The 19,842-nt window shown below is 66.1% G+C and carries 20 protein-coding genes; 4 read left to right on the top strand and 16 right to left on the bottom strand.

Features of this window, described 5'->3' with window-relative positions:
• Positions 1–43: 43 nt before the first annotated feature.
• From BMY06_RS00805 to BMY06_RS00795, 3 genes are read right to left on the bottom strand one after another with little or no spacing between them, the layout of a single operon-like run.
• The gene (locus tag BMY06_RS00805) at positions 44–1,210 is read right to left on the bottom strand and encodes an acyl-CoA dehydrogenase family protein (protein WP_074981100.1); all 1,167 of its coding nucleotides are present in this window, start codon (positions 1,208–1,210) and stop codon (positions 44–46) included.
• 42 nt (positions 1,211–1,252) lie between these two features.
• The gene (locus BMY06_RS00800) at positions 1,253–2,554 is read right to left on the bottom strand and encodes a CitMHS family transporter (protein WP_065064405.1); all 1,302 of its coding nucleotides are present in this window, start codon (positions 2,552–2,554) and stop codon (positions 1,253–1,255) included.
• Positions 2,542–3,735 (bottom strand): CaiB/BaiF CoA transferase family protein, encoded by a 1,194-nt coding sequence (locus BMY06_RS00795; RefSeq protein ID WP_065064403.1) that lies wholly within the window; start codon positions 3,733–3,735, stop codon positions 2,542–2,544. The genes BMY06_RS00800 and BMY06_RS00795 overlap by 13 nt, the downstream gene beginning before the upstream one ends.
• A gap of 382 nt (positions 3,736–4,117) precedes the next feature.
• On the opposite strand from BMY06_RS00795, the gene BMY06_RS00790 reads away from it, so the two are divergent.
• Entirely contained in the window at positions 4,118–5,449 is a 1,332-nt protein-coding gene (locus BMY06_RS00790; RefSeq protein ID WP_074981098.1) for an MFS transporter, read from the top strand.
• 37 nt (positions 5,450–5,486) lie between these two features.
• Here BMY06_RS00790 and BMY06_RS00785 read toward each other — a convergent pair whose 3' ends face one another.
• Both BMY06_RS00785 and BMY06_RS00780 read right to left on the bottom strand, forming a co-directional pair.
• Positions 5,487–6,512 carry a 2-dehydropantoate 2-reductase gene (locus BMY06_RS00785; RefSeq protein WP_080180833.1) on the bottom strand — a complete coding sequence of 342 codons (1,026 nt, stop codon included), beginning with the start codon at positions 6,510–6,512 and terminating at the stop codon, positions 5,487–5,489.
• Positions 6,513–6,524: 12 nt separating this feature from the next.
• The gene (locus tag BMY06_RS00780; RefSeq protein ID WP_074981095.1) at positions 6,525–7,298 is read right to left on the bottom strand and encodes a class II aldolase/adducin family protein; all 774 of its coding nucleotides are present in this window, start codon (positions 7,296–7,298) and stop codon (positions 6,525–6,527) included.
• Positions 7,299–7,473: 175 nt separating this feature from the next.
• Between BMY06_RS00780 and BMY06_RS00775 the strand changes: the two genes are divergently transcribed.
• A complete protein-coding gene (locus tag BMY06_RS00775; RefSeq protein ID WP_065064395.1) occupies positions 7,474–7,917 on the top strand; it encodes a MarR family winged helix-turn-helix transcriptional regulator in 444 nt (147 codons plus the stop codon).
• Between the two features lie 29 nt (positions 7,918–7,946).
• Here the strand turns inward: BMY06_RS00775 and hpaI are convergent, their stop codons facing one another.
• Genes hpaI through BMY06_RS00740 form a run of 7 tightly spaced genes read right to left on the bottom strand, consistent with a single transcriptional unit; the run spans position 7,947 to position 13,946 of the window.
• Positions 7,947–8,723: a 4-hydroxy-2-oxoheptanedioate aldolase gene (gene hpaI / locus BMY06_RS00770; protein WP_074981093.1), complete on the bottom strand. Its 777-nt coding sequence runs from the start codon at positions 8,721–8,723 to the stop codon at positions 7,947–7,949.
• Between the two features lie 39 nt (positions 8,724–8,762).
• Positions 8,763–9,566, bottom strand: coding sequence for a 2-oxo-hept-4-ene-1,7-dioate hydratase (gene hpaH, locus BMY06_RS00765; RefSeq protein ID WP_074981091.1), 804 nt, complete (start codon positions 9,564–9,566; stop codon positions 8,763–8,765).
• A gap of 25 nt (positions 9,567–9,591) precedes the next feature.
• A complete protein-coding gene (locus BMY06_RS00760) occupies positions 9,592–9,993 on the bottom strand; it encodes a 5-carboxymethyl-2-hydroxymuconate Delta-isomerase (protein WP_074981089.1) in 402 nt (133 codons plus the stop codon).
• Positions 9,994–10,023: 30 nt separating this feature from the next.
• Positions 10,024–10,887 (bottom strand): 3,4-dihydroxyphenylacetate 2,3-dioxygenase, encoded by an 864-nt coding sequence (gene hpaD / locus BMY06_RS00755; protein ID WP_074981087.1) that lies wholly within the window; start codon positions 10,885–10,887, stop codon positions 10,024–10,026.
• A 38-nt stretch (positions 10,888–10,925) separates the two neighbouring features.
• On the bottom strand, positions 10,926–12,383 hold the full coding sequence (gene hpaE, locus BMY06_RS00750; RefSeq protein ID WP_074981085.1) for a 5-carboxymethyl-2-hydroxymuconate semialdehyde dehydrogenase: 1,458 nt from the start codon (positions 12,381–12,383) through the stop codon (positions 10,926–10,928).
• A gap of 7 nt (positions 12,384–12,390) precedes the next feature.
• Positions 12,391–13,173: a fumarylacetoacetate hydrolase family protein gene (locus tag BMY06_RS00745; RefSeq protein WP_074981083.1), complete on the bottom strand. Its 783-nt coding sequence runs from the start codon at positions 13,171–13,173 to the stop codon at positions 12,391–12,393.
• The gene (locus BMY06_RS00740; protein ID WP_074981082.1) at positions 13,170–13,946 is read right to left on the bottom strand and encodes a fumarylacetoacetate hydrolase family protein; all 777 of its coding nucleotides are present in this window, start codon (positions 13,944–13,946) and stop codon (positions 13,170–13,172) included. Before BMY06_RS00740 ends, BMY06_RS00745 begins: the two co-directional genes overlap by 4 nt.
• A gap of 214 nt (positions 13,947–14,160) precedes the next feature.
• Between BMY06_RS00740 and hpaR the strand changes: the two genes are divergently transcribed.
• Entirely contained in the window at positions 14,161–14,556 is a 396-nt protein-coding gene (gene hpaR / locus BMY06_RS00735) for a homoprotocatechuate degradation operon regulator HpaR (RefSeq protein ID WP_074981377.1), read from the top strand.
• Between the two features lie 34 nt (positions 14,557–14,590).
• On the opposite strand, the gene BMY06_RS00730 is transcribed toward hpaR, so the two are convergent.
• Positions 14,591–14,902 carry a thioredoxin family protein gene (locus BMY06_RS00730; RefSeq protein ID WP_221415612.1) on the bottom strand — a complete coding sequence of 104 codons (312 nt, stop codon included), beginning with the start codon at positions 14,900–14,902 and terminating at the stop codon, positions 14,591–14,593.
• A gap of 83 nt (positions 14,903–14,985) precedes the next feature.
• Positions 14,986–15,789 carry a class I SAM-dependent methyltransferase gene (locus BMY06_RS00725; RefSeq protein WP_065064382.1) on the bottom strand — a complete coding sequence of 268 codons (804 nt, stop codon included), beginning with the start codon at positions 15,787–15,789 and terminating at the stop codon, positions 14,986–14,988.
• A gap of 622 nt (positions 15,790–16,411) precedes the next feature.
• Between BMY06_RS00725 and BMY06_RS00720 the strand changes: the two genes are divergently transcribed.
• Positions 16,412–16,687: a hypothetical protein gene (locus tag BMY06_RS00720; protein WP_065064380.1), complete on the top strand. Its 276-nt coding sequence runs from the start codon at positions 16,412–16,414 to the stop codon at positions 16,685–16,687.
• 49 nt (positions 16,688–16,736) lie between these two features.
• Here the strand turns inward: BMY06_RS00720 and BMY06_RS00715 are convergent, their stop codons facing one another.
• Together BMY06_RS00715 and BMY06_RS00710 are read right to left on the bottom strand one after the other, a co-directional pair.
• Positions 16,737–18,008: a winged helix-turn-helix domain-containing protein gene (locus tag BMY06_RS00715; RefSeq protein ID WP_080180835.1), complete on the bottom strand. Its 1,272-nt coding sequence runs from the start codon at positions 18,006–18,008 to the stop codon at positions 16,737–16,739.
• Positions 18,001–19,788 (bottom strand): FAD-dependent oxidoreductase, encoded by a 1,788-nt coding sequence (locus BMY06_RS00710; RefSeq protein ID WP_080180836.1) that lies wholly within the window; start codon positions 19,786–19,788, stop codon positions 18,001–18,003. Before BMY06_RS00710 ends, BMY06_RS00715 begins: the two co-directional genes overlap by 8 nt.
• Positions 19,789–19,842 lie beyond the last annotated feature (54 nt).

The following is a 19,842-nucleotide window of genomic DNA, read 5'->3' as shown; positions in this document are numbered from 1 at the left end:
CGCGCCTGCGTGTGCGGCCGCGCCCCAAACCGCGAGGCGCAACTCAGTACGACTTCGGCAACCCGAGCACCTTCTCCGCGATGAAGCAGAGAATCATCTGCGGACTGACGGGCGCGAGCCTCGGAATCATACACTCACGCAGATAGCGCTCGACGTGATACTCCTTCGCGTAGCCCATGCCGCCGAGCGTGGCGATGGCGGTCTGGCACGCCTGGAACGCGGCTTCGGCGGCGAGGTACTTGGCCGAGTTCGCTTCGGCGCCGCAGGGCTGGCCCGCATCGTAGAGCGTGGCGGCTTTCATCACCATCAGATCGGCGGCTTCGAGCGACATCCACGCCTGCGCGAGCGGATGCTGGATCGCCTGGTTCTGGCCGATCGGCCGGCCGAACACCACGCGCTCCTTCGCATACTGCGTGGCGCGCGCGAGCGCCGCGCGGCCGAGTCCGACCGCCTCCGACGCAATCAGGATGCGCTCCGGATTGAGCCCGTGCAGCAGATAGTGAAAGCCCTTGCCTTCCTCGCCGATGCGGTCCTCCACCGGCACGCGCAGATTGTCGATGAACAGCATGTTCGAATCGACCGCCTTGCGGCCCATTTTCTCGATCTCGCGCACTTCCACGCGCGCGCGGTCGAGGTCGGTGTAGAAGAGGCTCAGCCCGTCGGTGGGTTTGGCCACGCGATCGAGCGGCGTGGTGCGCGCGATGATCAGCATCTTGTTGGCGACCTGCGCCGTCGAAATCCAGATCTTGCGGCCGGACAGCACGTAATGATCGCCGTCGCGCACGGCCTGGGTCTTGAGATGCGTGGTGTCGAGACCGGCGTCCGGTTCGGTCACGGCGAAACAGGCCTTGTCGCGGCCCTCGATCAGCGGCGGCAGGAAGCGCCGCTTCTGTTCGTCATTGCCGAACACCTGCACGGGATTGAGCCCGAAGATGTTCATATGCACCGCCGACGCGCCCGACAATCCCGCGCCCGAGCCGCTGATCGTGCGCATCATCAGCGCGGCTTCGGTCATGCCGAGTCCCGAGCCGCCGTGCTCCGGCGACATGGCGATGCCGAGCCAGCCCGCGTCGGCGAGCGCGCCGTGAAAGTCGTGCGGAAAACCGCCTTCGCGGTCGCGTTCGAGCCAGTAACTGTCGTCGAAACGCGCGCAGATTTTTTCGATCGCGGCAACGATCGCTTGCTGGTCATCGGTCAGATTGAATTGCATGGCGGACATCCTCGTAAAACGAAAAAACGAAATCGACGGCGTTCAGAGCGGAAACACGCCGAACAGCACTGCGGTGAACACCATCAGCACGGTGGCGGCGAACAGAAACGGAATCGTGAACTTCTGGTGTTCGGCCAGTTCCACGCCGGTCATGCCGACGATCAGGAACGTCGCGGGCGTGAGCGGGCTCACGGGAAAACCGGTGGTCATCTGCCCGAGCAGCGCGGCCTGCGCCATCTGCACGGGCGGCACGCCGAGCATCTGGCCGCTCTGCGCCAGAACAGGCAGGATGCCGAAATAAAACGAATCGGGATCGAACAGCAGGCTCAGCGGCATCGACACGAGGCCGAGCACGAACGGCATATGGCGCGCATGTTCGGCGGGCACGTGGCGCACGACCACCTCGGCCATCGCGTTGAGCATGCCGGTGCCGGACATGATGCCCGTGAACGCGCCCGCCGCGAGCAGCACGCTCGCCATCATCAGCGCGGCTTTGGCGTGCGCGTCGACGCGTTCGCGTTGCATGGCGACGTCCGGATAGTTGATGACGAGCGCGAGCACGGTGCCGATCATGAACATCACCATCGGATCGACGATGCCCGAGACCAGCGTGCCGAGCACGACGAAGGTGAGCGCGAGATTGATCCAGAAGCGTTGCGGGCGGCGCAGCGCGGCTTCTTCCGGCGTGAGCGCGCGCGGCGTGGCGGCGATCGAGGCGGCGTGGGCACGCGTGAGGCCGAGGCGCTTTTCCTCGCGCTTGCCGAGCCAGTACGCGGTGCCGAACACGAACAGGAGGCCGACGATCTGCACCGGTATCATCGGATAGAAAATGACGGTGCCCGGAATGTGCAGCGCGGCGCTCGCGCGCAGCATCGGCCCGACCCACGGCAGAAAGTTGACGCCCGCCGCCATCGACGCCACGCAGGCGAGAATGCGGCGATCGAGGCCGAGGCGCGTGTAGAGCGGCAGCATCGCGGGCAGCGTGACGAGAAATGTCACCGCGCCCGAGCCGTCGAGATGGATCAGCAGCGCGAGCAGCGCCGAGCCCATGACGATACGCGTCGGATGGCAGCCGACGATGCGCAGCACGCCGTTGATGATCGGGTCGAGCATGCCTGCATCCGTCAGGATACCGAAGAAAAGAATCGCAAAAACGAACATGCCGGCCACCGGGCCGATAGTCTGCACGCCGTGCACGATGAATTTCGCCGTCGAGAGGCCGAAACCGGCGGCGAGCGCGGCGACGATCGGCACGGCGATCAGCGCCACGAGCGGCGAGAGCCGCTTTGTGATGATCAGCGTGAACAGCGCGACGATGGCGAGCGTTCCGATTAGCGCGAGCACGACGGGTCCTCCGCTGCGCCGAACACCTGCGCCGTGTGTTCGCCGAGCGCGGGCGGCGCGCTGCGATAGGTGGCGGGCGTGCGGCCGAGCTTGATCGGCGAGGCGATGCCGCTATACGTTCGGCCAGGGTTGTGCTCCGCCGCGATCTCCACTCGCATCGCGCGATGCGCCGTGTGCGGATGCGCGAGCGCCGCGCCGAGTCCGAGCACGGGCGCGCACGGCACGCCCTGGCGGATCAGCGTGTCGGCAAGTTGCGCGCCGTCCCAGGCGGCGAAGTGCGCTTCGAGCGCCTCGCGCAATTCGCGGCGATGCTGGCTGCGCAGCTTGTTGTCGGCGTAGCGCGCGTCGTCGGCGAGTTCGGGCGCGGCGATCACGCGGCACAGCGTGGCGAACTGCGCGTTGTTGCCGACCGCGAGAAAGATATCGGTGCTGCCCGTATGGAACATGTCGTAGGGCGTGATGTTCGGATGCGCGTTGCCGCTGCGCTGCGGCTCCTTGCCCGAATAGAAGTAGTTGGTCGAATGCGGATGCAGGATCGAGAGCGCGCAATCGAACAAGGTCGATTCGACGAACTGGCCGCGTCCGCTCGTATCGCGCTCGCGCAGCGCGAGCATGATGCCGAGCGCGGCGTTCAGTCCCGTCACGAGATCGACAACCGGCACGCCCACGCGCAGTGGCGCACCGCCCGTTTCGCCGTTCACGCTCATGAGGCCGGTCAGCGCCTGGATCGCGGCGTCGTAGCCGGGCAGCGCGCCGAGCGGGCCGTCTGCGCCGAAGCCCGAGATGCGGCAATGCACGAGGCGCGGAAAGCGCGGCGCGAGCGTGGCCTCGTAGGCGAGACCCCAGCGTTCGAGCGTGCCGATCTTGAAGTTTTCGACCAGCACGTCGGCGCTGTCGAGCAGCGCGAGCAGACGTTCCCGATCCGCGGGCTGCGAGAGATCGAGCACCGCGCCGAGCTTGTTGCGGTTCACGCCCTGAAAATAGGCGGCCGTGTCGCCGTCGAAGGGCGGCCCCCAGGTGCGCGTTTCGTCGCCGTTCGGCGGCTCGATCTTGATGACCTCCGCGCCGTGATCGGCGAGGATCTGCGTGCAATACGGACCGCCCAGCACGCGCGACAGATCGACCACGCGCAGGCCATGCAGGGAACCGGGAATGAACGACACGGCGCTTGTCTCCTTCATAGGGACTGCTGATCGATGGCGGGCTGCGCGATCATCGACTTAAATCGCAACTAACAGCCAATCGAAAGACGCATCCACGAAGTGGATGTCTCGCGGAACTCACAAAGACCCATAAGTCCCCAGCTTGTGGCCACGAACCGCAGATCATAAATTCATGTGCATGAATTAATATTCACACACATGAATTTACAGGTCAAGGCAAGACGCCCTCGGTGAGCCCAGGACTGTCCCTGGTGCGGGGTTTTGATCAGTGGCGCGCGCGACGGCGCCGATGCTACCGTTAGCCCGTCTGTCCCCAAGCTGTCCTCCAGCGAATGCGCCAGTCGATTCGCTCGGCAGCCAACACACACGGGCCGCGCGGCGGCCATCGGAGCGCGTGCCTATGAACAGCGTCAGCGTCGCCGGAGTGCGGAAGGGCCAATTGAGCCGCGCGCAGTTGATCGTCGCAGCCACGCTCGGCAATGCGCTCGAATTCTTCGACTTCACCGTCTACAGCTTCTTCGCGCTGACCATCGGCAAGCTGTTCTTCCCGACGATGTCGAGCTACGGCCAGTTGCTGGCGTCGGTGGCGACCTTCGGCGTGGGCTTCGTGATGCGGCCGCTCGGCGGCGTCGTGATCGGCGCGTATGCCGACCGCGCGGGCCGCAAACCGGCGATGACGCTCACGATCTTCCTGATGGCGCTCGGCTGCACGCTGATCGGTCTCGCGCCCACTTACGCGCAGATCGGCCTCGCCGCGCCCGTCATCATCGTGTTCGCGCGGCTGTTGCAGGGTTTTTCGGCGGGCGGCGAGGTGGGTGCGTCCACCACCTTGCTGATCGAAGCGGGCACGCCCGCGAATCGCGGCCTGCTCGGCAGTATGCAGTTCGCGAGCCAGGGCGTGGGCGTGTCGCTCGGCGCGCTCACCGCCGCCGTGCTGACGACGTGTCTCACACCCGCCGCGCTGATGTCATGGGGATGGCGCGTGCCGTTTCTGCTCGGCATCGCGATCGCGCCGATCGGCATGTGGATACGCCGCCGCATCGATGAACAGGCGGCGCCGCGTGCGCATCACGATGCCAACGCGCAGATGAAAAGCGCGCAGACGAAAAACGCCGCGCGTGCGCCCGTGCTCGCCGTGCTGCGCGATCACGGTGCGCGTGCGGCGCTCGGCACGCTGCTGACGATCGGCTCGACGGTGACGGCCTACGTCGTCACGTTCTACATGCCGACCTGCGCGATTCACGAACTGAAGGTGCCCGCGCCCACGGCGCTGCTCGCGGGCCTCGTGTCGGGCGTGGTGACGTTTCTGGTCGGGCCGCTGGCGGGCTGGCTGTCCGACCGATTGAGCCGCCGCGCGCTGATCTTCTGGCCGCGTGTGGCCGTGGTCGTGCTGATCTATCCCGCGTTTCTGTGGCTGTCGAGCGCGCCCGATGCCGCTCGTCTGCTGATCACGGTGGGCGGATTGAGCGTGCTGCTCGCGTTGCAGGCCGCGCCGTCGATCACCATGCTGCCCGAGATGTTCCCGCGCGCCGTGCGGGCGACGGGCATGGCGATCGTCTACAGCATTGGCGTGGCGATCTTCGGCGGCTTCGCGCAGGCGATCGCCACGTGGCTCATCAAGACGACGGGCAATCTGCTCGCGCCCGCGTGGTACGTGATGGCGTGCGTGGCGATCTCGTGCCTCGCGCTGCCGTTCATTCGCGACCTCACGGGCAAGCCGCTGGAAGATTGAACGAACGCATCGCGGACCTCGCGCGGATCAGCGCCAATCAGCGCGACGCGTTGGCCTGGCGCGCCGCTTCGAGATTCGCGTCGAGCTGCCGCGCGAGCCCGTAGAGCATGCCGAGCGACGGCGCGGCGATCCCCGTGCGCCGCGCGAGTTCGTCGGGCGCGCCGAGCAGCGCTTCCACTTCGAGCGAGCGGCCCGCTTCGACGTCTTGCAGCATCGACGTCTTGAACGCGCCGAGCTTGCGCGTGATCGCGTTGCGCTCCTCGATCGTCATCGCCAGATGAATGCCGAGCGCCTCGCCGATGCCGCGCGCTTCGGCCATCACGGCGGCGACGAGCGCCAGCGTGCGCGGATCGTCGAGGATCACGTCGGCGGTCGAACGCGTGAGCGCGCTGATGGGGTTCATCGTCATGTTGCCCCAGAGCTTGGCCCAGATATCGTGCTGGATGTGCTCGCTGGCCTGCACGTCGAAGCCCGCCTGCGCGAGCAGCGCGCGCGCTTCGTCCGCGCGCGCCGCCATCTGCGGCGACGCCGCGCCGAGGATCAGCCCGTTGCCGTTGCCCTTGCGGATCACGCCCGGCCCCGCAATCGCCGACGACAGATGCACGACGCAGCCCGACGTTTGCGCGGGCGGCAGCGCCGCCGACACCACGCCGTCCGGATCGACCGACTCGAGCCGCCCGTTCGCGTACTCGCCGCCGAACGCGTGCAGAAACCACCACGGCACGCCGTTCATCGCCGAGACAATATGCGTGCGCGGCCCTACGAGCGGCGCGAGCGTGGCGGCCGCCTGCACCAGCGCCTGACCCTTGAGGCAGACGAACACGATGTCCTGCACGCCGAGATCGGCGGCGTTGTCAGCGGTATTCACGTGGGCCGTGTAGCGCGTGGCGTCGTCCCGGCCTTCGACGATGGTGAGACCGTCGCGGCGCATGGCCTGCAGATGCGCGCCGCGCGCGAGTACGTTGATCTGCACGTCGCGATGCGCGCGCCACAGACGGGCGGCGATCAGGCCGCCGATCGCGCCTGCGCCGACCACGGCGATCGAGCGCGGACTGGACTGCAAAAGACTCACGGCTTACTCCTTGTACGAGGGATCGATGCGCTCCACGCGGCGGATCAGTGCCGCGAGCACGTTCTCGCCCGCGCCATGCTCGGGCGAGAACTGCAACGCGTCGCGCGTGGCGCGCGCGGTGATGGCGGGATCGATCGGAATGGCCTGGCCGCGCATCGAATCGGTGGCGAGCTGAATTTCGCAGGCGCGATTGAGCGTCCAGAGTAGCGCGAAAGCGTGCGCGAGATTCACGCCGTGCGCAAGCAGCCCGTGATTGCGCAGGATGAGCAGACGGCGATCGCCCATCGACTTCAGCAGACGCGGTTTTTCGTCGTCGTGCACGGTGATGCCTTCGAAGTTGTGATACGCGACCATGTCGTGCAACTGCGCCGAATAGAAGTTCGTGGGCGCGAGCCCGCCTTCCATGCACGCGACGGCGAGCCCCGCCGTGGTGTGCGTGTGCATGACGCAATGCGCGTCGGCCACGTTCGCGTGGATCGCGCTATGAATGACGAAGCCGGCGGGATTGATCGGATAGTCGCTCGGGCTCAGGATCCGGCCGCCGAGATCGATCTTGACGAGATTCGACGCCTTGATTTCGTCATACGTGAGCCCGAACGGATTGATGAGGAAATGCGGCTGCGAGCCGGGCACGCGCAGCGTGATGTGATTGAAGATCAACTCGGTCCAGCCGAGTTGATGAAACACGCGATACGTGGCCGCGAGCTTCACGCGGGCGGCCCACTCCTGCGGCTCGCACCAGGCGGGACGCGCGGATGCTTCGGGGACTGCGCTCATGGTGTCTCCGTCTCCTCGTCGATAGGCTGATGCTACGCGCAAATAAATGCGTGTGCAAGCATCAAATACTGTGAGAACGACCGTGTTTTAAAGGCTTTATGAAATGGTATGCTAGCGACGAAGACGCCTTCAGGTTGCGTTGATGAGGTGTCGAGAACCTTTGTGCGAGACGGACATGACGGGCAAACACCCAATCGAAGAGTTGTTCACTTACCGGCTGCACGTGTTGAAGAAGCAAACCGACCGCACGATGAACGAGGCGTTTGCGTCGGCGCTCGCGCTGTCGCTCACGGAGGCGCGGCTGCTGATCAGCGTCGGCGCGTTCGGGCCGATTTCGGTGTCGGATCTCGGGCGCGCGTCGAATCTCGACCGCAGTCAGGCGAGCCGCGCCACCGACGTGCTGGAGCGTCGCGGCCTGCTCGAAAAAACCACCAATGCCGCCGATGCGCGCGGCGTGCTCATCAAACTCACGGCGCAGGGGCGCAATACGTATCGGCGCGCGTCGGCCATCTCGAAGTCGGGCAACGAAGCGATTCTCGGCGTGCTCAGCGCGCATGAGCGCGAAGTGCTGCACGCGGCGCTGGCGAAGCTGGTCGAACAGGGCGGCGCGCAAGATTGAGCCTGAATTCAGGCCTGATTTGCTAACGTTCAGCTTTGCGGCTGGCGGAACCGGCTAGCCAGTTCGCTTGCGCTGCGGGCGAGCAGGCTCACGTCGCTGCCGACCGCGACGAAGGTCGCGCCCGCTTCCAGATACTCGCGCGCGATGGCGTGATCGGCGGCCAGCACGCCCGCCGCCTTGCCACGCGCCCGCACGGCGCGCAGGCCTTCCACGATCGCCGCGCGCACCGCCGGCGCGCCCGGTTGGCCGAGCAAGCCCATCGACGCGCTCAAATCCGCCGGACCGAAGAACACGCCGTCCACGCCTTCGACGGCGGCGATGTCGTCGAGTTGCGCAAGCGCGTGGGCCGTTTCCACCTGCACGAGCACGCACAATTGCTCGGCCGCGCCACGCAGATAATCGGCCGCGCCGTTCCAGCGCGAGGCGCGCGCGAGCGCGCTGCCGACGCCGCGCACACCATGCGGCGGATAGCGCGTGGCGGCGACGGCGGCGCGTGCTTCGTCGGCGTTCTCGATCATCGGTACGAGCAGCGTTTGCGCGCCGATATCGAGTAACTGCTTGATGAGCGCGTTGTCGTTGCGAACCGGACGCACGATCGGATGCGTGGCGTAAGGCGCGACGGCCTGCAATTGCGCAAGCGTGCTGCGCAGATCGTTGGGCGCGTGCTCGCCGTCGATCAACAGCCAGTCGAAGCCGGTGGTCGCGAGCAGTTCGGTCACGTAGGCATCGGCGAGCGCGGCCCACAGGCCGATTTGCGGGCGGTTCTCAGTCAGCGCCTGTTTGAACGGATTGACGATAACGGGCATAAATCAGTTCGATATCCTGATGATTGTGAGGCGGTGCATTCAGACGAAATGAAAACCGATGCCGCCCAGCGGACCATAATCGGCATGAAACGTATCGCCCGCGCGTGCCGCAATCGGCGCGGTAAACGAGCCGCTGAGAATCACATCGCCCGCTTCGAGCCGCTCGTCGTGGCGCGCAATCCGGTTCGCGAGCCACGCCACACCCGTTGCCGGATGATTGAGCACGGCGGCGGCGAGTCCGCTTTCCTCGACCGCGCCGTTCTTGTAGAGCAGCGCGCCGACCCAGCGCAGATCCACGTCGAGCGGCTTCACGGGGCGGCCGCCGAGCACCACGCCCGCATTCGCGGCGAAATCGGAAATGGTGTCGAAGACCTTGCGCGGCGCCTTGGTTTCGCGGTCGAACTGCTCGATGCGCGCGTCGATGATTTCGATGGCGGGCGTGACGTAAGACGTGGCGTCGAGCACGTCGAACAGCGTGACGTCCGGGCCTTGCAGCGGACGGCTCAGCACGAACGCGAGTTCCACCTCCACGCGTGGCGCGATAAAGCGATCTGCGCGAATATCGGCGCCTTGCGCGATGAACATGCTGTCGAGCAGCGGCGCGTAATCGGGTTCGTCGATCTGCGAGGCACGCTGCATCGCGCGCGATGTGAGGCCGATCTTGCGACCTTTGATGACGTGTCCCGCCGCGAGTTTGAGCTTGACCCACTCGCGCTGGATCGCATAACCGTCGTCGATCGTCATCTCGGGATGCACGCGTGAAAAGTGGCGTAGCGGCGTGCGCGTGCGTTCGGCTTCGTCGAGTTGCGCGGCCAGTTCGCGAATGCGTTGCGGATCGAGCATGATGATGTCCCGTTCGCCCGCGTGCTCAGGTCTTGAGCCGCGCGTGCAGATTGTTGTGCTTCCACGCGCCTTCCTCGCTGAACTCGACGATCTCCAGCGAAAGCGCGAGCCCGTGCGCCTCGAAGGCCTCGGCGAAATGCTGCTTGATCGCGGCGAACAGCGCGTCGCCGGTTGCGCGGCGCACGTCGGCGCTGCGCCCGGCGGCGATCTTCAGGCAGCCGTGCAGAAAGGCGTGATGCGGATCGCCATCGGCGATGAAATACTGTTCGCAACGCAGTGCGCGCGTGCGAATGCCGCCGCGCGGATAAACGGGCGCGCCGTGGGCGTCGCGCTGCGCGTCGAGCACCTGCGCGAGCGTGGCGCAGAGGGTGCCGATGCTCGCGCCATCGGCGAGATTGGCGCTGTATTCAAGCGTGAGATGGGGCACGGTGCGTGTCTCCGGAGATCGAACGCAGCATCAGGCGGGCAACGGCGTGACTGGCAACACGGCGTTAATCTGGCCGGTGCCCGAGCTGCCGAAATACGGCGTGACGATTTCCGCGTGGCCTTCGTAGCGGTCCCAGCCGAGCGCGCCGAGCAGCATGGCCGTGTCGTGCATGCCGCCTTCGCCCCAGCATGTTTCGTTGTACATCGGCAGCATGCCGCAGAACGTTTTCCAGTCGCCGCGTTCCCAGAGCGACACCACATGACGGTCGGTCTGTTCGAGAAACGGGTCCCAGACCTTGTGCATGAATGGCTCGGCGCTGCCGTTGTTCGCGAAGTGATGGCTCAGCGAACCGCTCGCGAGTATCGCGACCGTGCCGTCGTAGCGTTCCTCGATCGCTTTGCGCACCGCGAGGCCGAAACGCGCGCTGCTGGCGAGATCATGCCAGTTGCACCAGCCCGCGATCGACACCGTTTTAAAGTGCTGATCGGCGTTCATATAGCGCATCGGCACGAGCGTGCCGTATTCGAGTCCGAGCGTGGTGTCGCTATGCGCGCGCGTTTTCACGCCCATTTCGTTGGCCACGTCGGCGATCAGATGGCCGAGCGCGGCATTGCCCGCATACGCGTACTGCAGATTCTTGATGAAGTGAGGCAACTCGTTGCTAGTGTAATTGCCCTCGAAATGCGGCGCGCAATTGATGTGATATTCACTGTTCACCAGCCAGTGCACGTCGAACACCACAATCGTATCGACACCGAGTTCGCGGCAACGGCGGCCAATTTCCTTATGTCCGTCGATGGCGGCCTGGCGGCAGCCCTTGTGTGGGCCATCGAGTTCGGAAAGATACATCGACGGCACGTGGGTAATCTTTGCGGCCAACGCGAGTTTGCCCATCGCGGTCTCCTTGTTGTGACTCGCTCAAACGCCCCGATTCAAACGCCCCAACGCGGAATGTGATGCGCGCCCATCGACACGCACACGTTCTTCGGCTCGAGGAACACGTCGTAGCTCCACGTGCCGCCTTCGCGGCCCACGCCCGAGGCCTTCGTGCCGCCGAACGGCTGGCGCAGATCGCGCACGTTCTGGCTGTTCACGAAGCACATGCCGGCTTCGATCGCGGCGGCCACGCGCAAGGCGCGGCCCGTGTTTTCCGTCCACACATAGCTCGACAGACCATAGGCGATGTCGTTGGAAAGACGGATGGCGTCGGCTTCGTCGTCGAAGGGAATCAGGCACGCGACCGGCCCGAAGATTTCTTCCTGCGCGATCCGCATGCGGTTATCGACATCGACGAACACGGTCGGACGCACGAAATTGCCTTGTTTCAGGGTCTCCGGCAGATCGGGCGCGTCGAGGCCGCCGCAGGCGAGCGTCGCGCCTTCCTTCGGTCCGAGTTCGATATAGCTGCGCACTTTCGCGAGATGGCCGGGGCTGATCATCGGACCGACCAGCGTGTTTTCGTCGAGCGGATCGCCGACCGTGATGCGTTTCGCGCGCTCGATAAAGCGCTCGGCAAATTGGGCGTAAATCGAGCGCTGCACCAGAATGCGCGAGCCCGCCGTGCAGCGTTCGCCGTTGTTCGAGAAGATCATGAACACGGCGGCGTCGAGCGCGCGCTCGAAGTCGGCGTCGTCGAAAATTACGAACGGCGACTTGCCGCCCAGTTCCATCGAGAACTTCTTGAGGCCCGCGCTCTTCACGATGCGATTGCCGGTGGCCGTCGATCCCGTGAACGAGACAGCGCGCACGTCGGCATGCGCGACGAGCGGTTCGCCGGTTTCCTGGCCATAGCCGTGCACGACATTCAGAACGCCTGCGGGAATGCCCGCTTCCAGCGCAAGCTGGCCGAGCATCGACGCCGTGAGCGGCGACAGTTCGCTCATCTTGAGCACCGCCGTGTTGCCGAACGCGAGGCACGGCGCGACTTTCCAGGTGGCCGTCATGAACGGCACGTTCCAGGGGGAAATCAGCGCGCACACGCCGACCGGATGAAACAGCGTGTAGTTCAGGTGCGTGTTCGTCGGATAAGTGTGACCGTCGACGGCCGTGCACATCTCCGCGAAATACGTGAAGTTGTCGGCGGCGCGCGGCACGAGTTGCTTGCCGGTTTGCGAAATCGTCTGGCCGGTGTCTTTCGTTTCGGTCTGCGCGATTTCCGGCACGTTCTTCGCGATCAGTTCGCCGAGCTTGCGCACGCGTTTCGCGCGTTCGCTCGCGGGTTGCGCGGCCCACGCGGGAAAGGCGTTTTTCGCGGCCTGCACAGCGAGATCGACTTCCTCGGCGCCGCCGCGTGCAACTTCGGCGAGCACGTCCTGATTCGCGGGATTCACGGTCTCGAAGTAGTCGCGGCCCGGGTGGGCGCGGCCGTCGATCAGATGGTCGATACGCATGGCGTGCTTATTCCGTGGTGGAGGCGCGGCCGAATTCGGCATCGGACGCGATTGTGTTGATCAGGCGGCCGAGACCGTCGATTTCGCAGATGACTTCATCGCCCGCATTCACGTTGAAGACGCCTTCGGGCGTGCCGGTGAGAATGACGTCGCCGGGCGCGAGCGTCATGAAGCTGCTCAGATATTCGATCAGTTCCGCAATGCCCGTGACGAAATCGCGCGTGTTGCCGCGCTGTTTCAGTTCGCCGTTCACGTAGGTGCGCAATTCGAGCGCGTTGACGTCGGCGATATCGGCGGCATCGACGAACCACGGGCCGAGCACGGTGCCGCCGTCGCGATTCTTCACGCGCAGATTCGGTCGATAGTAGTTCTCCAGATAGTCGCGGATTGCGTAGTCGTTCGCGATCGTGTAGCCGGCGACATACTGCATGGCACTTTCGCGCTTGACGTGTTGCGCCGTGCGGCCGATCACGACTGCAAGCTCGCACTCGTAGTGCATGAACGTGACGTCGTCGGGGCGACGCGTGACGCCGCGATGACCGATCACGCTGCCCGGTCCCTTGAGAAAGACGAGCGGCTCTTCCTGCTGCGTGAATTGCAGTTCTTTCGCGTGCTCGGCGTAATTGAGGCCGAGCGCGAAGATCGTGCCCGCTTCGAACGGCGCGAGCCAGACCACGTCGCGCTCGTCGCGCACGCGGCCGTCGGCGAGACGCAAGCGCGGGCCGTGCTCGGTGACGATGGGCGTGGCTTCGTGAATCGCGCCTGCGTAGGCGACGCGGGCGCGCATCATGCTGCGTCTCCTTCAGCGACGAAGTCGATGTTCAGCGCGGGAAAGCCGCCGATGGTGAGCGCGGCGCGCTGGCCCGCGTGCGCGATGGGCGCACCGTGCGGTACGCCGAGCGTGATGACGTCGCCGGGCGCGAGCGTCATGAAATCGGTGACGTCGGCGAGCAGTTGCGCGACGCCGCGCACGTTCGTGGAAGTCGAGGCGCTGAAGCGCGGTTCGCCGGAAAGCTCGACGTGAATCGCCAAATCATCAGGATTGCTAACATATCGACGAGCGAGAACCGCCGGGCCGATCACGCAGAAGTTATCGCGCGCGCGAAAGCGCACGGAAGGACGATAGACGCTCGCGTGCGGCACGCTCAGATCGGCGACCAGCGTATAGCCCGCGATGTAATCGAACGCTTCGCGCGCCTGAATGCGCGCAGCCGTGCGGCCCATCACGATGCCCAGCGATGCGCCCACCTGCACGCCGTTCGCGTCCGGCACGCTCACGCGTGCGCCGTGGCCCGCGAGCGTGTTGCGCGGTTTGAGGTAAAGAATGGGCGCGCGCGGCGGCGCTTTGTACGGTGGCGCATGCACGGCGTCGCCGAGCGCGTCCAGCGCGTGACGGTCGTTGAGCAGCGTACCGTAGACCGCGCCCGAGACCGGCGCGCGACAACGGACGCCACGGACGCCACGGACGCCATCGGCGAGCAGCGCGTGAACGGCTTCGGCGCTCACGTCGCGCGGCAGCGCTTCGCCTTCGAGATGCAGCAGATGATCGGCAACGGCAAACATGGCGTGTCGTGCTTTCCCGAAAATGCTAATATGTGAGTGAGTTTGCGCTGGCGAGCATCGAGCGTCAACCGTCGACGAGGATTTTGCGGGTTTCCCCCAGGCCTCGTTGGTTGCTGCAACCGACTTTCCGACTTTTCGATTCCGCGCCTTCAACGAAGCCACCATGTCCGATTCCTCACGCCTGTCCACGCGCGTCGCGCATCGCAATCTGCCCATGCTGCTGCTGCGTGCGCGCGAAAAGATGATGGAGCGCTTTCGTCCGCTGATCACCGCGCACGGACTCACCGAGCAGCAGTGGCGCGTGATTCGCGCGCTCAACGAAAGCGGGCCGCTGGAGCCGCGGCAGATTTCCGATATCTGCACGATTTCGAGCCCGAGCATGGCGGGCGTGCTCGCGCGCATGGAGGCGCTCGGCCTCGTGACGAAGGAACGTTTCGCCGACGATCAGCGGCGCGTGCTCGTTACGCTCACGAAAAAGAGCCAACAGCTCGTGAAGGCGATTTCGAAGGAACTGGAGGCGCGCTACGCGGCGCTTGAAGCGGAGGTGGGGCCGGAAGTGGTCGAGCGCGTCTATCGCGCCATCGACGATCTGCTGGCCGGGCTCGAATGAACCCGGCGCGGGGAATGATCTGAACGGCCGGGGTTCAGACGAGCGTTTCGAAAGCGTCGTCGAGTTCGGCGGCGTCGGTCGGACGCACGACGCGCGCGACTTCCGCGCCGTTGCGCAGGAAGATGAGCGTGGGCCAGAGCTTCACGCGAAACGAGCGGCCGAGCGCGCGGCCCGGGCCGTCTTCGACCTGGATGCGCTGCACGGCGGGGTGCTTCGCGAACGCGTCGCCGATCAAGGGCTGCGCGCCCTGGCAATAGCCGCACCAGTCGGTGCCGAATTCGAGTACGGCGGGGCCGCTCAGCGCGTCGATCTCGTTGCGTGCGGGGGCTTTTGTGGCATAGCTCATCGCGTCTCCAGGGGCGTGTCCGTGCATCGTCATACGATACCGCAACCGGGCCGCGCGCGCTGGCGTGCATCGGCCGCGCGGCGTCAGCTCAGTTCGGCGCGCGTGGCGAACGTGGCGCTCGATTCGATGCGCTCGGTCAGCCAGCCGTCGCTGCCTTGCGTGGCGACGAGCGTGTCGATGTCCGCGAGCAGCACGTCGAGTTGGTCGCCGAGCCGTTCGCGCGAGAGACTCGACATCGACAAGGGCCGCGCCTTCAATTGCTCCGCGCTGACGCGCCGATATTCGATGACCGAGATCCGCTCGATGGCGTTGAACGCCGAGCGCGCGAGCACGTCGGTATGGCTTTCGTAATCGGCGGAACGGCGCATTTCGCGCGCGGCGTCGGTGTTCGCGTAGCGGTCGAGCAGGTCGCGGTATTGCGCGGCCCAGGGGCGCTGCGGATCGTCGAGATGCGTGGTGTTGAACAGCGCGACCGCGCCGCGCGTGTCCAGCAAGGCGTCGAGCCGCGCGAGCGTATCGACGCGATCCATCCAGTGAAACGCGCGGCCGATCACCGCGAGATGAAAGCGGCCGAGGTCCGGCGAGAGGTCGTACGAACTGCCCTGGCGATAGTCGATATTGGGCGCGATGCCCGCGCCGAGTTGCGCGGCGACTTCGAGCATGGCCGGTTCCGGATCGATGGCCACGGCGCTCGCCACCCAGCTTGCGAAGGCGAGCGAAAGCTGGCCGGGGCCGCAGCCGAGATCGAGCAGGCGCTGCGAGCCGTCGAGGCCGGCGCGTTGCGCGACGCGGCGAATCAGCGCGGGCGAGTACGCGGGGCGGCCGATCAGATAATGCGGCGCGGCGTTGCGGAAGCGGTCGGGCACGAAGGGCGTGATCTGGTTCATGGCGCGGACGGGCAGGGCGGTGGGAAGAGTCCGCCCAGTCTGCGGATGCGCGGCGGCGGCGTCAAGCAGGGTCCAGGCAGGGTTCAAGCCAGGTGAATCAGCGAAAGGTGAGCCTTTCCGGGAGTGAGCATGGAGCGCAGAAAACGCGCACCGTTCGATTGGCGGCGCGCAACGCCGGTTGTCGTCGAGGAGAAGCTTTATGCCTTAAAACAAGGGATAAAACGCGTTTCCAACGCCAGGCGGAAAACGGACGCGGCACGTTTCGTGCGACAGACTTCACGGCGTTTCGGGCGATCGCAGGCGTTAAGGTGAGCGTTTGCGGGAGCACGCCGATACCGCGCGGCGAGCGGGCAAGACGCGCATCCTGCACCGTGGCTGCGCACACCGGATCGATCTATCGACGCCTGCTTTTAAGGGCTATTCGCGCCCACGCGCCACGACGGCGTCAAATCATCCTGCCGACTTGCGCGCCGTGCGTCGCCCAAAGGTGAGAAGATTCGGGAGCCGCCTGCGCGACGCCCGGGCGGTCACGGGGTGCCCATTGGACGGCTGCACGCGATGGGTATATAACTGCATTAAGCCATTCTTTCGATTTCGTTTCAGCAAGAGGAACCTGTTCATCATGACGAGCGACGACACGCAAAAGCATGACGCTCAAACGCCCTCCGGGGCCACGCCGCAACCCGATCTGGAACATCTGAACGCGGCGTTCTCGCACGTCGACGAAGGCGTGCGGAGCGGCAATATCGCGGCAGGCGCGGCCAAGGGCCTCGTGTACAGCCTGATCGAAACGCTGGGCGCGCTGGTGGGCGACCCGGATCTGCCCGAACATGCCCGCTCGGGCTATGTCGGCCTGCTCGAAGCGGCGCGCGAATTGCGCGTGAAAATCGAGCGCTGACGCAGGCGGCACTCGCGCAATTTCGCGCTTGCGTCGCTTGCGTCAAGCATCACTCGGCGAGCAGCGCCGCGGCCAGTTCGCCTGGCGCGTCGCCGATCTTCAACTCCGGCGTGCCGTGCCAGTCGGCGCAACGCTGTAGCGCACGGCGCAAGTCGGTCACGAGACGGCCGCTCGTGCGCACGCCCGGTTCCAGATGCAGCGACTTCACCTCGAATATGCCTTGCGTGCGATGCGCCTTCGCATCGACGCGTCCGACAAGCTTGCCGCGATTTAATATCGGTAGTACGAAATAACCGTACTTGCGCTTGTGCGCGGGCACGTAGCATTCGATCGCGTAATCGAAGTCGAACAGCGCTACCGCGCGCTTGCGGTCCCACACCACGGGATCGAAGGGCGAGAGCAGCGTGGTGACCGTCGAGGCGAGCGCGCCATTTGCGGCGTCGCCGGCGAACGTCGCGTAATCGCGGTGCACGAACGCGTCGTGCTTCCAGCCTTCCACGCGCACGGGCACGAGTTCGCCCGCGTCGGCGAGCGCGTGCAGCGCTTCGGTGTACGGGCGACGTGGCAGGCGGTAATAGTCGGCGGCCCAGTCGGCGCGGATCGCGCCCAGCGCCTTGCAGGTGCGCAGCAGCAGCGCGCGTTCGGCGTCGGCGCGCGAGGGCAGGTCGCGCGCGTCGCGCCAATGCGGCAGCACGCGCTCGGTCAGGTCGTAGACGCGCTGGAAATTGCGCCGCTCGGCCACCATCAGCGCGCCGATGGCGAACAGCACTTCGAGGTGGCGCTTCTCCGGTTTCCAGTCCCACCAGCCGTCGTTTTTTTCGCCCGCCGCGCGCGCGAAATCGGCGGAACGCACCGGGCCGCTCGCACGAATGCGTTCGAGCAGCGCGTCGATCTCGCGCCGATGCTTCGCGTGCCATTCGCCCGCGTATTTCCAGCCCATATCCGACGGGTCGAGCATGCGATGACGCAGCAGCCCGTAGTCTTCGATCGGCACGAAACAGGCCTCGTGCGCCCAGTATTCGAACAGCCGCCCTTCGGCGAGATGCGCGTCGAGCCAGCGCGGATCGTACGCGCCCACGCGGCTGAACAGCACGAAATACGGACTGCGCGCGACCACGTGGATCGTGTCGATCTGCAATTGCGCCATGCGGCGGATCGCGTCGAGCACGTCGTCTTGGGTGGCTTTGCGGCGCGGCGGCGCGAGCAGACCCTGCGCCGCGAGATGCAACGTGCGCACGGCGGCGAGCGGCAGCGTCAGGCCGCCGCTCGCGACGGGCGCATCCGGCGCGTTTGCGGTATCGCAGCCGTCTTCGTCACGCATGCAGGCCCGCCATCGCCGCCACGGGCGTGACGCTCGCGTTCGGCGCAGGCGCGGCGCCCAGCATCTGGTGGATCTGCGCGACCACGGCCGCGCCTTCGCCCACGGCGGCCGCGACGCGCTTGGTCGAGCCCGCGCGCGCGTCGCCGATCGCGTAGACGCCTTCGACCGAGGTCGCGAGGCTGCACGATTCGTCGCCCGCGCCGGTCAGCACGAAGCCGTTGGCATCGAGCGCCACGCCGCAATCCTGCAGCCAGTTCGTGTTCGGATCGGCGCCCGTGAAGAGGAACAGATGGCGCGCGTCGAAGTGGTCGACGCCCGCAGGACACGCCGACTTCAGGCGGATCGCGGCGAGCCCGGCTTCGTCCTCGTCGAGCGCACCGATCTCGCTGAGCGGATGCACGTTCACGTTCGGCAGCGAGGCGATGCGGTCGATCAGATAGCGCGACATCGTCGATTCGAAACCGGCCTTGCGGATCAGCACGTCGATCTGGCGCGCGTGCGTGGAGAGATAGACGATCGCCTGGCCCGCCGAATTGCCGCCGCCGACCAGCACGACGTTTTCGTGCTTGCAGAGCTTCGCTTCGACCGGCGAGGCCCAGTAGTAGACGCCGCGCCCCGTGTAGCGATCGAGTCCGGCGATGGTCGGGCGGCGGTAGATCGCGCCGCTCGCGATCACCACGCTGCGCGCGCGCACGTCGCCGCTGCAGGTTTCGAGGCGGCGCGGCTGCTCGTCGCAATGGAGCTTTTTCACGCTGACCGGAATCGCCACGTGCGCGCCGAACTTCTGCGCCTGCACGAACGCGCGGCCCGCGAGCGCCTGGCCCGAAATGCCGGTCGGAAAGCCCAGATAGTTTTCGATGCGCGAACTCGCGCCCGCCTGGCCGCCCGGCGCGCGCGAATCGAGCACGATCACCGAAAGCCCTTCGGACGCGGCGTACACCGCCGTCGCCAGTCCCGCCGGACCCGCGCCGACCACGGCCACGTCGTAGACGCGTTCGCCGTTCAGTTCGGGCAGCAGGCCGAGGCAGGTCGCGAGTTCGGGCGCGGACGGATGGCGCAGCACCGAGCCGTCGGGGCAGATCACGAGCGGCAGGTCTTCGCAGCGCGCCGCGAAGCGCTCGATCACGCAGATCATGCTGCTTTCGTCGCGCTCGTCGAGCACCGAATACGGATGGCCGTTGCGCGAGAGGAAGCCTTGCAGCGAGAGCATCGCGGGGTCGTCGTGCTTGCCGACGAGGATCGGGCCGCCCGCACCTTTTTCGATCAGCGAGACGCGGCGCAGGATCAGCGCGCGCACGATGCGCTCGCCCAGCTCGGCTTCGGCGACGATGGCCGCGCGCAGACGCTCGGGTGGAATCAGGACCGCATCGACGGGTTCGAGCGCGATGCCGTCCACCAGCGCCGGGCCGCCCGAGAGCTGGCCGACTTCGGCGAGAAAATGGCCGCGCCCGTGCTCGACGATCAGCCGTTCGCGGCCCAGACCGTCGCGCTGGAACACCTTCACCGAACCCGAGAGCAGCACGAACATGCCGGGGCCGGTGTCGCCGGTGTGGAACAGCAGTTCGCCGGCTTCCCAATGCCGTTGCTCGCCGAAACGCGAAAGGCGCTTGATTTCGTCTTCGGTCAGTTCGGGGAACATCTGGTGACGCCGCGTCGCGAGCGTCGAGAACGGCGCCTCGGCGGGTTGCGGCTGGGTGTCGGACAGCGTGGAATGCGAGGCGGATTCAGGCGTGGACGGCGCAGCCTCGTAGCGAGGCGGCTCGGTGGCAAGTGAGCCCATCAGGCGTTTCTCCTCGTGCGCGCGATGCCGCGGCGCCGCGCGCGAAACGGACAC

The sequence above is a fragment of the Paraburkholderia tropica genome (genome assembly GCF_900109265.1).
Taxonomy (GTDB): Bacteria; Pseudomonadota; Gammaproteobacteria; order Burkholderiales; family Burkholderiaceae; genus Paraburkholderia; species Paraburkholderia tropica.
Note: the sequence above shows the minus strand (reverse complement) of the source record. Positions and strands in the feature narration are given on the sequence as shown.

What these genes read in the sequence shown, in the direction of transcription:
- BMY06_RS00730 (WP_221415612.1), bottom strand. Translation starts at nt 14,902, where the DNA reads ATGAGCTATGCCACAAAAGCCCCCGCACGCAACGAGATCGACGCGCTG.
- BMY06_RS00720 (WP_065064380.1), top strand. Translation starts at nt 16,412, where the DNA reads ATGACGAGCGACGACACGCAAAAGCATGACGCTCAAACGCCCTCCGGG.
- hpaE (WP_074981085.1), bottom strand. Translation starts at nt 12,383, where the DNA reads ATGCGTATCGACCATCTGATCGACGGCCGCGCCCACCCGGGCCGCGAC.
- BMY06_RS00805 (WP_074981100.1), bottom strand. Translation starts at nt 1,210, where the DNA reads ATGCAATTCAATCTGACCGATGACCAGCAAGCGATCGTTGCCGCGATC.
- hpaD (WP_074981087.1), bottom strand. Translation starts at nt 10,887, where the DNA reads ATGGGCAAACTCGCGTTGGCCGCAAAGATTACCCACGTGCCGTCGATG.
- BMY06_RS00775 (WP_065064395.1), top strand. Translation starts at nt 7,474, where the DNA reads ATGACGGGCAAACACCCAATCGAAGAGTTGTTCACTTACCGGCTGCAC.
- BMY06_RS00740 (WP_074981082.1), bottom strand. Translation starts at nt 13,946, where the DNA reads ATGTTTGCCGTTGCCGATCATCTGCTGCATCTCGAAGGCGAAGCGCTG.
- hpaR (WP_074981377.1), top strand. Translation starts at nt 14,161, where the DNA reads ATGCTGCTGCTGCGTGCGCGCGAAAAGATGATGGAGCGCTTTCGTCCG.
- hpaI (WP_074981093.1), bottom strand. Translation starts at nt 8,723, where the DNA reads ATGCCCGTTATCGTCAATCCGTTCAAACAGGCGCTGACTGAGAACCGC.
- BMY06_RS00795 (WP_065064403.1), bottom strand. Translation starts at nt 3,735, where the DNA reads ATGAAGGAGACAAGCGCCGTGTCGTTCATTCCCGGTTCCCTGCATGGC.
- hpaH (WP_074981091.1), bottom strand. Translation starts at nt 9,566, where the DNA reads ATGCTCGATCCGCAACGCATTCGCGAACTGGCCGCGCAACTCGACGAA.
- BMY06_RS00745 (WP_074981083.1), bottom strand. Translation starts at nt 13,173, where the DNA reads ATGATGCGCGCCCGCGTCGCCTACGCAGGCGCGATTCACGAAGCCACG.
- BMY06_RS00790 (WP_074981098.1), top strand. Translation starts at nt 4,118, where the DNA reads ATGAACAGCGTCAGCGTCGCCGGAGTGCGGAAGGGCCAATTGAGCCGC.
- BMY06_RS00780 (WP_074981095.1), bottom strand. Translation starts at nt 7,298, where the DNA reads ATGAGCGCAGTCCCCGAAGCATCCGCGCGTCCCGCCTGGTGCGAGCCG.
- BMY06_RS00710 (WP_080180836.1), bottom strand. Translation starts at nt 19,788, where the DNA reads ATGGGCTCACTTGCCACCGAGCCGCCTCGCTACGAGGCTGCGCCGTCC.
- BMY06_RS00725 (WP_065064382.1), bottom strand. Translation starts at nt 15,789, where the DNA reads ATGAACCAGATCACGCCCTTCGTGCCCGACCGCTTCCGCAACGCCGCG.
- BMY06_RS00715 (WP_080180835.1), bottom strand. Translation starts at nt 18,008, where the DNA reads ATGCGTGACGAAGACGGCTGCGATACCGCAAACGCGCCGGATGCGCCC.